Annotated in this window: 13 protein-coding genes; 8 read left to right on the forward strand and 5 right to left on the reverse strand. The window is 69.1% G+C overall.

The annotated features are described in order from the left end of the window. Window positions 1-423: MBL fold metallo-hydrolase (locus GV790_RS28045; protein ID WP_163817725.1), on the reverse strand; the 423-nt coding region annotated here is incomplete at its 3' end. 175 nt (window positions 424-598) lie between these two features. Between GV790_RS28045 and purS the strand changes: the two genes are divergently transcribed. The 3 genes from purS to GV790_RS28060 are packed head-to-tail and all read left to right on the forward strand — an operon-like array spanning window position 599 to window position 2,850. Next, the gene (purS, locus tag GV790_RS28050) at window positions 599-835 is read left to right on the forward strand and encodes a phosphoribosylformylglycinamidine synthase subunit PurS (protein WP_036532785.1); all 237 of its coding nucleotides are present in this window, start codon (window positions 599-601) and stop codon (window positions 833-835) included. Then, window positions 832-1,509, forward strand: a complete 678-nt coding sequence (purQ, locus tag GV790_RS28055) for a phosphoribosylformylglycinamidine synthase subunit PurQ (protein ID WP_163817727.1) — start codon at window positions 832-834, stop codon at window positions 1,507-1,509. Before purS ends, purQ begins: the two co-directional genes overlap by 4 nt. Window positions 1,510-1,551: 42 nt before the next feature. Continuing rightward, entirely contained in the window at window positions 1,552-2,850 is a 1,299-nt protein-coding gene (locus tag GV790_RS28060; RefSeq protein ID WP_163817729.1) for a M18 family aminopeptidase, read from the forward strand. Here GV790_RS28060 and GV790_RS28065 read toward each other — a convergent pair. Continuing rightward, a complete protein-coding gene (locus tag GV790_RS28065) occupies window positions 2,799-3,986 on the reverse strand; it encodes a glycosyltransferase 87 family protein (protein WP_163817739.1) in 1,188 nt (395 codons plus the stop codon). The two genes, GV790_RS28060 and GV790_RS28065, sit on opposite strands and share 52 nt — an antisense overlap. A 282-nt stretch (window positions 3,987-4,268) precedes the next feature. Between GV790_RS28065 and purL the strand changes: the two genes are divergently transcribed. Beyond that, entirely contained in the window at window positions 4,269-6,590 is a 2,322-nt protein-coding gene (gene purL, locus GV790_RS28070; RefSeq protein WP_175586026.1) for a phosphoribosylformylglycinamidine synthase subunit PurL, read from the forward strand. Between the two features lie 120 nt (window positions 6,591-6,710). Here the strand turns inward: purL and GV790_RS28075 are convergent, their stop codons facing one another. Continuing rightward, complete coding sequence (locus GV790_RS28075; RefSeq protein ID WP_014348876.1) at window positions 6,711-7,001, reverse strand: YiaA/YiaB family inner membrane protein; 291 nt, start codon at window positions 6,999-7,001, stop codon at window positions 6,711-6,713. Between the two features lie 124 nt (window positions 7,002-7,125). Between GV790_RS28075 and GV790_RS28080 the strand changes: the two genes are divergently transcribed. After that, window positions 7,126-8,862 carry an alpha/beta hydrolase gene (locus GV790_RS28080; protein WP_163817733.1) on the forward strand — a complete coding sequence of 579 codons (1,737 nt, stop codon included), beginning with the start codon at window positions 7,126-7,128 and terminating at the stop codon, window positions 8,860-8,862. Next, window positions 8,859-9,476: a CPBP family intramembrane glutamic endopeptidase gene (locus GV790_RS28085; protein ID WP_163817735.1), complete on the forward strand. Its 618-nt coding sequence runs from the start codon at window positions 8,859-8,861 to the stop codon at window positions 9,474-9,476. The genes GV790_RS28080 and GV790_RS28085 overlap by 4 nt, the downstream gene beginning before the upstream one ends. Window positions 9,477-9,657: 181 nt before the next feature. Here GV790_RS28085 and GV790_RS28090 read toward each other — a convergent pair whose 3' ends face one another. Both GV790_RS28090 and GV790_RS28095 read right to left on the reverse strand, forming a co-directional pair. After that, on the reverse strand, window positions 9,658-10,059 hold the full coding sequence (locus tag GV790_RS28090) for a sterol carrier family protein (RefSeq protein WP_375139437.1): 402 nt from the start codon (window positions 10,057-10,059) through the stop codon (window positions 9,658-9,660). 69 nt (window positions 10,060-10,128) lie between these two features. Continuing rightward, window positions 10,129-11,577, reverse strand: coding sequence for a YhgE/Pip domain-containing protein (locus GV790_RS28095; protein WP_163817744.1), 1,449 nt, complete (start codon window positions 11,575-11,577; stop codon window positions 10,129-10,131). Between the two features lie 197 nt (window positions 11,578-11,774). On the opposite strand from GV790_RS28095, the gene purF reads away from it, so the two are divergent. Then, on the forward strand, window positions 11,775-13,355 hold the full coding sequence (purF, locus tag GV790_RS28100) for an amidophosphoribosyltransferase (RefSeq protein WP_163817737.1): 1,581 nt from the start codon (window positions 11,775-11,777) through the stop codon (window positions 13,353-13,355). Window positions 13,356-13,430: 75 nt separating this feature from the next. Next, window positions 13,431-14,510, forward strand: a complete 1,080-nt coding sequence (gene purM, locus GV790_RS28105; RefSeq protein ID WP_104362133.1) for a phosphoribosylformylglycinamidine cyclo-ligase — start codon at window positions 13,431-13,433, stop codon at window positions 14,508-14,510. The last annotated feature ends 298 nt before the right edge of the window (window positions 14,511-14,808 follow it).

The following is a 14,808-nucleotide window of genomic DNA, read 5'->3' on the forward strand; positions in this document are numbered from 1 at the left end:
GGGCGGGACCCACAGGGAATCGCCGGGGTGCACGACCTGGGCCGGGTCGTCGGGGGTGCCGAGCTGGAAGACGGTGTTGTCGATGACGGGGATCTCCGGATGGATGACGGCGTGACGTCCGCCGCCGCCGGTGATCCGCAGGCCGTCGAGGTCGATGACATTGCCCGCGTGCACCGCCTCCCAGCGGCCGCCGCGCTGGTCGGCGGTCTGCGGGTCGCTGAACAACCGGGCGTCCGGGTTGGCGTCGATCAGCGCCTCGATCCGGTTCGGGTCGATGTGGTCGGGGTGCTGATGGGTGATCGCGATGGCGTCCAGTCCGGTGAGACCCTCGAAACCGTGAGCGAAGGTGCCCGGATCGAACAGGATCTTTCTGCCGTGCAACTCCACGAGGATGCAGGAATGACCGAAGTGGGCAATGCGCATACGGCTACGTTAGGCGCAGTCGCGCATCCGCTCCAGCATCGCGGCGGGTCGGCAGGCGGACGTCCGCTATGGGCCGCGTCACGGCGCACCACACACACCCAACCCGGCACCGCGCCGGTCGCGCCCGCCAACTACGCTGTTCAGGTAACCCCCACCACCACTCGAGGAGCAACGCGTGGCACGAGTCGTCGTCGAGGTGATGCCGAAGGCCGAGATCCTGGATCCGCAGGGTCAGGCCATTGTCGGCGCACTTCCGCGCCTGGGATTCCAGGGAGTCTCGGACGTCCGGCAGGGCAAGCGATTCGAACTCGAGGTCGGCGATGACGTCAGCGACGACGAACTCGCGCAGATCGCGGAATCGCTGCTGGCCAACACCGTCATCGAGGAGTGGAAGGTGGTCCGCGTCTCATGACAGCGCGCATCGGGGTCATCACCTTTCCCGGCACGCTCGATGACGTCGACGCCGCCCGCGCGGTCCGGCTGGCCGGCGCCGAGGCGGTCAGCCTGTGGCATGCCGACGCCGATCTGAAGCAGGTCGACGCCGTCATCGTGCCCGGTGGTTTCTCCTACGGCGATTACCTGCGCGCCGGTGCGATCGCCCGCTTCGCCCCGGTCATGGGTGAAGTGGTGCGCGCGGCCGAGAACGGCATGCCGGTGCTCGGCATCTGCAACGGCTTCCAGGTGCTGTGCGAGGCGGGCCTGCTGCCCGGCGCCCTCACCCGCAACGAGGGCCTGCATTTCATCTGCCGTGACGAATGGTTGCGTGTCGAGGCCGTGGACACGGCCTGGACCTCGCGGTACGAGCCGGGCGCGCAGATCCTGGTGCCGTTGAAGTCCGGTGAGGGCCGCTTCCAGGCCTCCGACGCCGTGCTCGACGAGCTCGAGGGTGAGGGCCGCGTGGTGTTCCGCTACGCCGGCGACAACCCGAACGGTTCGCAGCGCGGGATAGCGGGCATCACCTCGGCCAATCGCCGCGTCGTCGGACTGATGCCGCACCCGGAGCACGCCACCGAGCCGCTCACCGGCCCGAGTGACGACGGCCTCGGCCTGTTCCTCTCCGTGCTGGACACACTCGTCTCGGCCTGATCTCGACGGCCGGGTCGCCCTCGGCACGCCTAGGATCGCGGTATGCCGGTTTCCTCCACCGCGGCCTCGGCCGCCGGGCTGTGTGCCTTCATCGATGAGTCGCCGTCACCGTTCCACGTGTGCCATACGGTCGCACAGGATCTCGACGAGCACGGGTTCACCCGGCTCGATGAGGCCTCGGCCTGGCCGGCGGGCGGGCGCGGCAGGCATTACGTGGTGCGCGGCGGCTCGCTGGTGGCGTGGGCCGATCACGACCCCGCGGCGGGGGCGCCGTTCCGGGTGGTCGGCGCGCACACCGACAGCCCCAATCTGCGGGTCAAACAGCATCCGGACCTGAGCTCGGCGGGCTGGCAGCTGGTCGGCCTCGAGCCGTACGGTGGCGCCTGGCTGAATTCCTGGCTCGATCGTGAGCTCGGCCTGTCCGGGCGGTTGAGTGTGCGCGAGGGCGATACCGTCGGCCAGCGGCTGGTTCGCATCAACGAGCCGATCCTGCGGGTGCCGCAGCTGGCGATCCACCTGTCCGAGGACAGGCGCGGGGTGACGCTGGATCCGCAGCGGCATGTGAACGCCATCTGGGGTGTCGGCTCCGAACCGCGCTCGTTCATCGCCTACGTCGCCGAGCATGCCGGTATCGCGCCGGACGCCGTGCTCGGCTGGGAACTGATGACCCACGACCTCGACCCGAGCCGGCTGGTCGGCCGCGACCGCGATCTGGTGAGCGCGCCGCGCCTGGACAACCAGGGCACCTGCTACGCGGGCCTGCGCGCCTTCCTCGCCGCCATCGATACCCCGGGCGCGGCGGTGCCGGTGCTCGCCATGTTCGATCACGAAGAGGTGGGCAGCCAGTCCGACCGCGGCGCCCAATCGGATCTGCTGGCGACGGTGCTGGAACGCATCGTGCTCACCCGCGGCGGTGGCCGGGCCGAATACCTGGCGGCGCTGGCCGGTTCGATCTGCGCCTCCGGCGATATGGCCCACGCGACCCATCCGAACTATCCGGACCGGCACGAGCCCGCGCACCGCATCGAGATCAACGGCGGCCCGGTGCTCAAGGTGAACCAGAACCTGCGCTACGCCACCGATGCCACCGGCGCGGGGGCGTTCGCGCTGGCCTGCGACCAGGCCGGGGTGCCGCTGCAACGCTATGTGCATCGCGCCGATCTGCCGTGCGGTTCGACCATCGGCCCGATGACGGCCGCGCGCACCGGCATGCCCACCGTCGACGTCGGCGCGCCCCAGCTCGCCATGCATTCGGCGCGCGAACTGATGGGCGCCGACGATGTGGGCGCCTACGCCGCGGCGCTGGCCGCCTTCTTCACCCCGGAGACCGCAGGACGGTAGGTCAGCACGGCGATCACGAACACCGCGAAGGTGGTGATCACGTAACCGCTGCCGATGATCTGCTGCCACCAGGCCCAGTCGAGTTCGCGGTCGGCCTCGTGCGGCAGCAGCCAGTGCGGCCCGATCAGGAACATCACCGTCATCGCGGTGACAGCGCCGATCAGCAGCGGGTTACGCCTGCCGCGGGCGATGGCGTCGGCGGTCACCAGCAGCGCGGGCGCGACCCACACCCAGTGGTGCGACCACGACACCGGCGAGACGAGCAGGATGGCGGCCGCGTTCACCATGAGCGCGGCCACCGAGGCGCCGGCCTCGATGAGCCTGCGCATCCACAGTGCCGCCAGGCCGATCGCGATCAGTGACAACGAGATCCAGATCAGCGTCGCCAGGGAATCGGAGACGCCGAGCCGGAAGGCCAGCCCCTTCAGCGATTGATTGCCCGCGTAATAGGGCGGGCCGATCCGTCCGGTGTCGGCGAGGGTGTGGAACCAGTACTCCACCGAATCGCTGGGGAAGATCAGGAACCCGAGCCCGACCGCGCCGACAGCCGAGGCGATCAGCGTGCCCGCCGCCTTCCAGTCCTTGCGCAACAGGAAATACAGCAGGTACCCGGCGGGGATCAGTTTCACCGAGACGGCGATGCCGATGAGCATGCCGCGCGGCCAGAAGGGCTTGCGCACCAGGCAGTCCAGCGCGACCGCGGCCATCAGCACCAGATTGATCTGGCCGAAGGAGTAGGTCTGGCGCACCGGCTCGAAGAAACCGGCCACCGCGACCGCCGCGATGACCGCCGCCAGCACCGTCACTCGATCCAGTTCCGGGCGGATCCGCGACAGCACCAGCCACAGCGTGATGCCGAGGCTCAGCACGGATGTGGCCAACACCACGATCTCGGCCAGCCCGAGCGGCATCAGCGCGAGCGGTGCGAACAGCAGCGCTGCCAGCGGGGGATAGGTGAACGGCAGACCGATGCCGAACACCTCGGGCATCGGGCCGTAGAGCTCGCCGCCGTCGAGCCAGACCCGGGCGCCGTTGCGGTAGACCTGGAGGTCGATATAGCCGTCCCACCAGTGCACCAGCGGGGCGATGATCGCGTAGATCACGAACAGCGCGATCGCGCCGGTCAGCCAGCGCATCTGGCGCGGCGACAGCCCGCGCGCGGGCTCCCTGTCGAGCCCGGTGTCGTCGCTGTTCGACCCGGGGCGCGCGTCGGCTGTGGGGACGGGCTGCTCGGCCGGTTCCGCAACCCCCGATCGATCGTTCACCGGGACAGATTAGCCGGTCCCGCGATGGCCGAGGTCCGGCCGGGTTTGCCCCGGCAGTGGTCGCGTTTGCCCCGGCAGTAGACTCGCAGGAGTATCTCGCGGCAATTCAGCAACTCGGCGCGTCGCAGCGGCGGTCGTCTGGATTGTCTCCGCATGCCTGGCCGAAAGGACCCTGGTAATCCCGTGACTCCGCAGGTCGACACGGTCGCAACCGCCGCAGCCACTCCGGACACTCCGCAGCCGTATCTCGAGCTCGGGCTCAAGGATGACGAATACGCCCGGATCAAGGAGATTCTCGGTCGCCGCCCCACCGACGCCGAGCTGGCGATGTACTCGGTGATGTGGAGCGAGCACTGCTCCTACAAGTCGTCGAAGGTGCATCTGCGCTACTTCGGCGAGACCACCACCGAGGAAATGCGCTCGTCCATGCTCGCGGGCATCGGCGAGAACGCGGGCGTGGTGGACGTGGGCGACGGCTGGGCGGTCACCTTCAAGGTGGAAAGCCACAATCACCCCTCCTACGTCGAGCCGTACCAGGGCGCCGCGACCGGCGTCGGCGGCATCGTGCGCGACATCATGGCGATGGGCGCGCGCCCGATCGCGGTGATGGATCAGCTGCGCTTCGGTGCGGCGGACGCCGCCGATACCCGTCGCGTGGTCGACGGTGTGGTGCGAGGCATCGGTGGCTACGGCAATTCGCTCGGCCTGCCGAACATCGGCGGCGAGACCGTCTTCGATGCCTCCTACCAGGGCAATCCGCTGGTGAACGCGCTGTGCGCGGGCGCGATGCGGGTCGAGGATCTGCATCTGGCCTTCGCCTCGGGCACCGGCAACAAGATCATCCTGTTCGGCGCGCGCACCGGTCTCGACGGCATCGGCGGCGTTTCGGTGCTGGCCTCGGACACCTTCTCCGGCGACGAATCCGGTGCCGGCCGCAAGAAGCTGCCGAGCGTGCAGGTCGGCGACCCGTTCACCGAGAAGGTGCTCATCGAGTGCTGTCTCGAGCTGTACGCGGCGAAGCTGGTCGTCGGCATCCAGGATCTCGGCGGCGCCGGACTGTCATGTGCCACCTCCGAGCTGGCGGCGGCCGGTGACGGCGGCATGCACATCGAGCTCGACAAGGTGCCGCTGCGCGCGGCCGATATGACGCCGGCCGAGGTGTTGTCCAGCGAATCCCAGGAGCGCATGTGCGCGGTGGTGACGCCGGAGAATGTCGACGCGTTCATGGCCGTCTGCCGCAAGTGGGATGTGCTGGCCACCGTGATCGGCGAGGTCACCGATGGTGAGCGGCTGGTCGTCACCTGGCACGGCGAGACCGTGGTGGATGTGCCGCCGCGCACCGTCGCGCACGAGGGCCCGGTCTACGAGCGTCCGGTGCGGCGTCCGGAGTACCAGGACGCCCTGATCGCCGACACCCCCGACACCCTGACCCGGCCCAAGACGGCCGACGAACTGCGCGCGACGCTGCTGCAGATGGTGTCGAGCCCGCAGCTGTGCAGCCGCAAGTGGATCACCGAGCAGTACGACCGCTACGTGCGCGGCAACACCGTGCTCGCCGAACACGCCGACGCGGGCGTCATCCGCATCGACGAGGAGACCGGACGCGGCATCGCCCTGGCCACCGACGCCTCCGGCCGCTACACCAAGCTGGACCCCTACGCCGGCGCCCAGCTCGCGCTGGCGGAGGCCTACCGCAACGTCGCCACCACCGGCGCCACCCCGAAGGCCGTCACCAACTGCCTCAACTTCGGCTCGCCGGAGGATCCGGGCGTGATGTGGCAGTTCCAGCAGGCGGTGCGCGGACTGGCCGACGGCTGCGCCGAACTGGGCATTCCCGTCACCGGCGGCAATGTCAGCTTCTACAACCAGACCGGCCAGGACGCGATCCTGCCGACGCCGGTGGTGGGCGTGCTCGGCGTCATCGACGATGTGCACCGCCGCATCCCGACCGGCCTCGGCCTCGAGCCGGGCGAGACGCTGATCTTGCTCGGCGAGACCCGCGACGAGTTCGGCGGTTCGATCTGGTCGCAGGTCGCCCACGATCATCTCGGTGGCGTCCCGCCGAAGGTCGATTTCGCCCGCGAACGGCTGCTCTCGGAGGTGCTGACCGCCGGTTCCCGCGACGGCATGATCAGTGCCGCTCACGACCTTTCCGAGGGCGGTCTCGCCCAAGCGGTGGTCGAGGCAGCGCTGGCCGGCGAGACCGGTTGCCGCATCCTGCTTCCCGAGGACGCCGATCCGTTCGTCACGCTGTTCTCCGAATCGGCGGGTCGTGTGCTGGTCGCGGTGCCGCGCTCGGAGGAAACCCGGTTCACCCGCATGTGCACCGCGCGCGAACTGCCGTGGGTGCGCATCGGTGTGGTCGACCAGGGCTCCGACTCGATCGAGGTGCAGGGGCAGTTCACGGTGCCGCTGGCCGAACTGCGCGAGGCGCATGAGGGCACGCTGCCCAAGCTGTTCGGCTCCGCCGTCTGACAGTCGATTCCGCCGGGCGAACCGAGTCCCGCTGGGACCGAACACCACAACGCTCACCCCGTCCGGACCCGGACCCCTCGTGAACACCGGGTCCGGGCGGGGTGATTCGCGCTGAGGTGCTCAGGCGACGGACTTGAACGGATCGTGCTCGGCGATCAGCTTCTCCATCCGCGCCTCGTCGATCCGGCCACGCAGGGAATCGGCTTCGTGCTTGTCCCTGACCACCTTCGCCAAGGTGAAGGTGCTGGTCACCAGGAACAGCACTGTCATGCCGAGGAATCCGCGCTGCCACGGATCCAGCGGTAGATAGAAGATTCCGACGCCCGCCCCGAACAAGCTGACGCCGAACGCGATCGCGGCCTGGGCGATGTATGCCGAGGTGGTTTTCGGCGCTGCGTTTGGTGTGCTCATGGTTATCGAGTGTGCGAGGTTCGCGGCCGCGGCGACCGGGTACAACTACTCGAGTGCGATGGGTAGTTGCCGCGCCGTGAATGGGTAACGCACCGGCGTTGTCGGGGGCTGCCGCCATACTGTCTTGGTGCTCGAAACGGCGTCCACCCTCACGAAGCTGCGCTCGCGCGGCGTCGCAGCGGTGCGCCGGGCCGAGGTGGTCATCGACCTGAACTACGTCGGGCTGGTGGTCGCGACGGTGTTCTTCGCGCTGTCGGTCACCCCGTCGCTGGTGCCGCGCGACTGGATGTTCCAGGGCCTGATCAGCGGTATCAATGCCGCCATCGGTTACGGCGTCGGTTGCCTGCTGGAATGGCTGTTCCGGCTGTGGGTGCGCCCGCGGTTGAAGATCCCGGCACCACCCACCTGGGTGCGCTACGGGGTGAAGTCGGCGATTCTGCTGACGGCCGCGGTGCTGGCCGCGTACATGCTGGTGCAGTCGGCGCATTGGCAGCGTGAGATCACCGCGCTGATGGATATGGAAGGCACCACCACGCCCGCCTATCTGCGCACCGGTCTGCTGAGCCTCGCGGTCGGCGTCCTGGTCGTCGCGGTGTATCGCACGGTGCGTGAACTGATCCTGTACCTGGCCCGTCAGCTCAACCGCTGGGTGAAGGTGCCGCGCGAACTGGCGCCGGCGGCCGGTTTCCTGGTGCTGGTGCTGCTGGCGGTCACCCTGTTCAACGGCGTGGCGACGCGGGCGTTCTTCGCGGTCGCGAACCAGGCGTTCAGCGTGCGTAACGACCACACCTCCGAATACGCGGTGCAGCCGCAGTTGCCGGAGAAGTCGGGCAGCCCGATGTCGCTGGCGAAATGGGACACGCTCGGTTTCGAGGGCCGCTGGTTCGTTTCGCACGGTCCGAACGCCGCCAGAATCGCCCAGGTCACCGGACAGCCCGCCAAGGAACCGATTCGGGCCTACGTCGGGTTGGAGTCGGCCGAGGACGGCCGGACACAGGCCGAACTGGCCGTCGCCGAACTGGAACGCGCCGGCGCATTCGAGCGGCAGGTGATCGTGGTGATCACGACCACGGGTACCGGCTGGGTGAATTCGATGGCCGCGGGCGCGATCGAATACATGTACGGCGGCGATACCGCGCTGGTGGCCACCCAGTACTCGTATCTGCCCAGCGTGCTGTCGTTCCTCGCGGACAAGAGCAAAGCCGCGGCGGCGGGGCGCGAGGTCTTCGACGCCGTGTATCAGCACTGGTCGGCGCGGCCGGAGCAGCAGCGGCCGAAACTGTTCGTCTACGGCGAGAGCCTCGGCTCTCAGGGCTCGGAGGCGGCTTTCGAGGGGCTGGCCGATCTGCGGGAGAAGGTCGACGGTGCCCTGTGGGTCGGCCCGCCGAATTCGAATCGGCTGTGGAGCCAGTTCGTCGCGCGGCGCGATCCCGGTTCGCTGGAGGTGGAACCGGTGTACGCCGACGGGCTGGTGGTCCGGTTCGCCGCCGACGCCGCCGATTTCGCCAGGCCCGGCCCGGAGTGGCGGGCGCCGCGCATCGCCTACCTGCAACATCCGTCCGACCCCATCGTCTGGTGGTCGGCCGATCTGATCTTCTCGCAACCGGATTGGCTGTCCGAACCGCGCGGATCCGATGTGTCCGGGCGGATGCGGTGGGCGCCGTTCGTCACCTTCTGGCAGGTCACCGCCGATCTCACCAACGCACAGGGTGTCACCGACGGGCACGGGCACCGGTACGGCAGCCTGGTACTCGACGGCTGGGCAGCCATCGCCGCGCCCCCCGGCTGGAATCCGGAGCTGGCCGAACGGATCCGCTACGAGATCGAGATCTCCGAGGCGTACGAGCGGCAGATCAAGTGAGCGTCCGGGTTGCGCTGGCAGTCGCCTTGCCCTTGCTGTGGAGCAATGCCGTGGTGCCGCGGCTGCCGGAGGATATGCGGGTGCGCACGATGGTCAACGCCGGTGCCGCCACCGGGTACGCCGCCGCCTTCGGCGCGCACCCGAACTGGTGCTCGGCGCGCGGATGGCGCTACGGGCTCGGCAGTGCGGGGATCGTGGCCGCCGGTTACGGTGCGGCGCTTGCCATTCCGGCCGTGCGCCGTGAGCTGGCCGAGCGCCCCGACCGCGCCTCCGGCGTCTCGACCGCCGAATGGGTGGGCGTGCACATTCCGCTCGGCACCGTCTACAGCGAGGAATTGGTCTTCCGGGCGACCCTCGACCCGTTGCTGGACAAGACCTTCGGGCCGCCCGTCGCAACCCTGCTCGGCGCCACCACCTTCGGGCTCTGGCATATCGCGCCCGCCCGCGCCACCGAGGAGAACCTGCCGGTCACCATCGCCGTAACCACCGCCGCCGGGGCACTGTTCGGTCTGCTGCGCCGGCACACCGACAGCGCGACCGCTCCCGCCCTGCTGCACTGGGCGATCAATGCCGGAGGTGCGCTCGCGGCGCGATTCGCAGCCCGCACGTGGTGATGACGGGACACCGTCCCCGAACCCTCCCCGTGGTGATGACGCGACGTCTGCACGCACCTTCCCGCGGTGACGCCGCGACGCCTGCACGAACCTCCACGCGGCCGGGGGCAGAAGACGCGGATACCGGGGACGCCCTCGCGGTCGACGCGAACCTCCACGCGGCCGGGGGCAGAAGCGGCTACTACTCGGGTTCGATCCCCACCCGCAGGATCGGCAGCCACCGGGACACTTCGTCGGCGCGGCTGCCGGAGGCGGTCAGCCTGCCTTCCTCGCGGGCGGCGACGAAATCCATCAGGCCGGTGGCGAGCAGCAGCCAGGTGCGCGGGTCGGTCTCGACGACGTTGGGTGGGGTGCCCCGGGTATGGCGCGGACCCTCGATGCACTGCACGGCGACGAAAGGCGGCACCCGGACCTCCACCGAATGACCCGGCGCTGATTCGGCCAGCGCGCGCGCCGTCATCCGCACGGCCGCGCCCAGTTCGGCCCGTGCGGGTGCGGGCGCTGCCTCATCGAGCAGCCACGACCGCACCGCCGTGACCGCCGCCCGCATCTCTTCCGGTTTCACCGCCGCACGTCGAACCACGGGGGGCGACGATACTGCGACCCACCGACGCGGTCCGAACAGCCCGTCGACGCGCTGTTGCCGTCGCAGTCAGTCCTCGTCGGTACGGCCACCCTTGGCGCCCGATGGGGAGTCGGCATCGGCAGTTTCGGTGGCGTTGGTCCCGGAATCAGCGGCCGCCGATCCGGTGTCCGCAGTGTCCGCCTTGCGCTGGCCGGCCGATTCGGTTCCCGCAGGGCCCACTCCGGCACCAACCGTGGGCGCGCCCGCAGCGGCCACCCGGTTCTCCCGGTGCAGCCCCTTGTAGTCGTAGAACTTGGTGATCACCGCGCCGAACACGATCGCGACGGCCAGGCCGATCAGGGCCATCCAGATGCCGCGGCTCAGGCCGGCGGCGAAACTGCCGTCGAAGTACAGGATCGAGCGAACGCCGAGGAAGACCTGATGCATCGGTTCCCAGCCGGCCAGCCAATGGAAGTACTTGGGGGTGGCCTCGATGGGCACCGTGCCGCCGGAGGAGGGCAGGCCGAGGATGATGAACAGGATCAGGTTTACCAGCAGGCCGGCCGAGCCGATGGCCGCGAGGATGGACAGGCCGGTCATGCCGACGGCGGTCAGGGCCAGCGCGCTGTAGAGGAACAGCCCGAGCGGATGGTCGATCGGCATGCCGAGCAGCTTCGCCACACCCAGATAGATAGCCGAGACGAGGGTGGCCGCGACCACCATCACACCCCATTTGATGAGCAGGGTGTGGAAGCGGGAGATCGGCGTCGGCGGGAAATGTACGTACCAGGGCCCGTATTCGGTCGGCACGAAGCCGAGCGCGGCGTCGATCATGGTGTGGATGACCATCGCGCCGACCACGCCGGCCAGCAGAATCAGCAGTGCGTAGAAGAACGCGGTCAGGCCTTGGCCGGTGCCGTCGGGCAGCGGGCGGTACTGCTGGTACACGATCTGCACCGGGTCTTCCAGCGCCACCCGCGCCGCACCGCTCGGCTCCGGGCTCGGCGGCGCCCCCGGCTCCGGCGCGAGCTGCGCGTTCACCTGATCGGTGAGCTGCCTGCCGACCTGCTGACGCACCTGGGTCAGGGCCTGGTCGCCGACCCGCAACACGATCTGGGTGCCGAACGCGCCCATGCGCGGATTGGTCTGCAAGGTGATGATCGGACGTTCGATATCGCCGGGGACGATGCTGCCGACGCCGAGAATGCCGAGTCGCTTACTGAAATCGCTCGGGATGACCATCGCGCCATAGACCTGGCCCTGCTGCATCATCCGCTCGGCCTCGCTGATGCCGACGACCCGCAGATCGACCTTGTCCTCCGGCATGCCCTGCTGTAGCGCGTCGGTGATCTGTTTGCCGTAGTTCACATGTTGCTGCGCGTCGGGCGGCCCTGTGACGTCTCCGACATCCTGATTCACCAGCGCGATGGGGAAGTCGTGCAGATTGCCCTCTGGGTCGGCGACGTAGTCGAGGTACATCACCCCGAGTAGCGCCGTGAGCAGGGCCAATACACCGATCGGCAGCAAGATGCGCATTCCGAGGCGGCGATCGGTCCGCGTCGCCGCTGCGCTGTCGGAAGTCGTCACGGATCGCACGGTAACAGCCGGACGAGCCCGATATCGGGCACTGCGCCGCACCGATTAACTGCACGTATGCGGGCGGCTGTCATCGGGGGCGCGGTTCGACCCGTAGAATGGCGGTGCCCCCAGCCCGCCCGAACAGGGAGCACACGGTGACCAACGCCGACCTGCCGGTTGTCAGCAATCCCGCCCCCGCGGATCAGGACGAGAATCCACCACGCGAGGAGTGTGGTGTCTTCGGAGTCTGGGCGCCCGGCGAAGACGTGGCCAAACTCACGTATTACGGTCTGTACGCGTTGCAGCACCGTGGGCAGGAGGCGGCGGGCATCGCCGTAGCCGACGGTTCGCAGGTGCTGGTCTTCAAGGATCTCGGCCTGGTCAGCCAGGTGTTCGACGAGCAGACCCTGGCCGCGATGCCGGGCCATGTCGCCGTCGGGCATTGCCGCTACTCCACCACCGGCGCCACCACCTGGGAGAACGCGCAGCCGATCTTCCGCACCACCGCCGTCGGTTCCGGATTGGCCTTGGGACACAACGGAAATCTGGTGAACACCGCCGAATTGGCCGATCGGGCACGGGAACTCGGTGTGCTCGGCGGGATGCCGCGCGGTGGCCGCCCCGGTCCGGTGGCCGCCACCTCCGACTCGGACGTGATGACGGCGCTGCTGGCGCACGCCGCCGCCGACTCCAGCATCGAGCAGGCCGCGATGAAGCTGCTGCCCACCCTGAAGGGCGCCTTCTGCCTGACCTTCATGGACGAGCACACCCTCTACGCGGCCCGCGATCCGCACGGTGTGCGCCCGCTGTGCCTCGGCAGGCTCGATCGCGGCTGGGTGGTCGCCAGTGAGACCTCCGCGCTCGATATCGTCGGCGCCTCCTTCGTCCGCGAGATCGAGCCGGGCGAACTGCTGGCCATCGACGCCGACGGCGTGCGTTCGCTGCGGTTCGCCACTCCCGAGCCCAAGGGCTGCGTCTTCGAATACGTCTACCTCGCCCGCCCGGACAGCACCATCTCCGGTCGCTCGGTGCACGCCACCCGCGTCGATATCGGCCGCAGGCTGGCCAAGGAGCATCCGGTCGAGGCCGATCTGGTGATCCCGGTGCCCGAGTCCGGCACCCCCGCCGCGGTCGGTTACGCGCAGGGCTCCGGTGTGCCCTACGGGCAGGGCCTGATGAAGAACGCCTATGTGGGCCGCACCTTCATCCAGCCGAGCCAGACCATCCGCCAGCTCGGTATCCGGCTCAAGCTCAACCCGTTGCGCGAGGTGATCCGCGGTAAGCGGCTCATCGTGGTCGACGATTCGATCGTGCGCGGCAACACCCAGCGCGCGCTGATCCGGATGCTGCGGGAGGCCGGTGCGCTGGAGATCCACGTGCGCATCGCCTCGCCGCCGGTGAAGTGGCCGTGCTTCTACGGCATCGATTTCGCCTCGCGCGCCGAGCTCATCGCCAACGGCGCCGGCTCCGACGACAGCTACGCCGACATGGTGGAGAACGTGCGGCGCTCGATCGGCGCCGACAGCCTCGGCTACATCTCCACCGAGGGCATGATCGCGGCCACCGAGCAGCCGCGGTCGCGGTTGTGCTGCGCCTGCTTCGACGGCAATTACCCGATCCCGCTGCCGACCGAGGTCGCCATCGGCAAGAACGTGCTCGAGGGCATGCTCACCGGCAAGTCCGAGACCGAGCTGCTGGGCCAGAACGCCAACGCCAGCGCGTTGAGCAGGCCCTGAACTCGCCCCGCCGACGCGCGACGGTAGCGTGATCAGGCAATTATCCGCCGATTCGGTTTGGAGCAATCACCGAAAATGAGTGAACAGACCCCCAGTGGTGCCGGAGCCTCGTATGCCGCGGCCGGTGTTGACATCGAAGCCGGCGACCGCGCAGTCGAGTTGTTCGCACCGCTGGCTCGTAAGGCAAGCCGCCCCGAGGTGCAGGGTGGCCTCGGCGGTTTCGCCGGTCTGTTCGCGCTGAAGGGCGGCTACAAGGAGCCGCTGCTCGCGGCCTCCACCGATGGCGTCGGCACCAAGATCGCCGTCGCGCAGGCGATGGACAAGCACGACACCGTCGGCTTGGATCTGGTCGCCATGGTGGTCGACGATCTGGTCGTCTGCGGTGCCGAGCCGTTGTTCCTGCAGGACTACATCGCGGTCGGCAAGGTCGTTCCCGAGCGGGTCGCCGAACTGGTATCCGGTATCGCCGAGGGCTGTGTGCGCGCCGGGTGTGCGCTGCTCGGCGGTGAGACGGCCGAACATCCCGGCCTGATGGATCCCGACGATTACGACCTGTCCGCCACCGGCGTCGGCGTGGTCGAGGCCGATGCCGTGCTCGGCCCCGAGCGGGTGCGCCCGGGCGACGTGGTCATCGCGATGGGCTCGTCCGGCCTGCATTCCAACGGCTACAGCCTGGCCCGCAAGGTGCTGCTCGACATCGACCGCATGTCGCTGACCGGGCACGTGGAGGAGTTCGGCCGCACCCTCGGTGAGGAGTTGCTCGAGCCGACCCGCATCTACGCCAAGGACTGTCTGGCCCTGATCGCCGAAACCGATGTGCGCACCTTCGCGCACGTCACCGGCGGCGGCCTGGCCGCGAACCTGGCCCGGGTGCTGCCCGCGGGACTGGTCGCCGAGCTCGACCGCGGTACCTGGAACCCGGCGCCGGTGTTCAAGATGATCGCCCAGCGCGGCCGGGTGGAGCGCCCGGAGATGGAGAAGACGTTCAACATGGGCGTCGGCATGGTGGCCGTGGTGGCGCCGGAGGACGTCGACCGGGCACTGGCGGTCCTGACCGCCCGGCACATCGAATGCTGGACGCTCGGCACGGTGACCAAGGCCAAGGACGCGGGCGCACCCCGCGCCGTGATGGTGGGCGAACACCCGCGCTTCTGAGCATCGAAACCTTCGTCAGCCGGTCGGCCTACGGGTCGGCCGGCTGACGCGTTTCCGGGGCCAGGCGAGGGTGCCGGCTTCGATCCGCGCATGCGCCGCGCCGGGGTGCGCGTCCGTAGGGCGGTGCGCTGTGCGTGCGGAGTAAGCGCACTGTCCGGTGGTGCAGGTCGCGCGGGGCGTCGTGCAGTGAGGTGCGAAATCCCGGTGGGCACGTTGTACGGTGGTCGGGCGCGTGGTGTGCGTGCGGGTGCGCAGTCCGATGGAGCGTTGTGCGCGGAGGGGGCTGTGGGGCGGGGTG

Origin of the sequence: Nocardia cyriacigeorgica (genome assembly GCF_010858045.1) — a bacterium.
Lineage (GTDB): Bacteria > Actinomycetota > Actinomycetes > Mycobacteriales > Mycobacteriaceae > Nocardia > Nocardia cyriacigeorgica_E.

Excerpts from the sequence above, each read along its gene's own strand:
- purQ (WP_163817727.1), top strand. The coding sequence starts at position 832 with ATGACAGCGCGCATCGGGGTCATCACCTTTCCCGGCACGCTCGATGAC.
- GV790_RS28060 (WP_163817729.1), top strand. The coding sequence starts at position 1,552 with ATGCCGGTTTCCTCCACCGCGGCCTCGGCCGCCGGGCTGTGTGCCTTC.
- GV790_RS28065 (WP_163817739.1), bottom strand. The coding sequence starts at position 3,986 with ATGCGCTGGCTGACCGGCGCGATCGCGCTGTTCGTGATCTACGCGATC.
- purL (WP_175586026.1), top strand. The coding sequence starts at position 4,269 with ATGCCTGGCCGAAAGGACCCTGGTAATCCCGTGACTCCGCAGGTCGAC.
- GV790_RS28075 (WP_014348876.1), bottom strand. The coding sequence starts at position 7,001 with ATGAGCACACCAAACGCAGCGCCGAAAACCACCTCGGCATACATCGCC.
- GV790_RS28095 (WP_163817744.1), bottom strand. The coding sequence starts at position 11,577 with ATGCGCATCTTGCTGCCGATCGGTGTATTGGCCCTGCTCACGGCGCTA.
- purM (WP_104362133.1), top strand. The coding sequence starts at position 13,431 with ATGAGTGAACAGACCCCCAGTGGTGCCGGAGCCTCGTATGCCGCGGCC.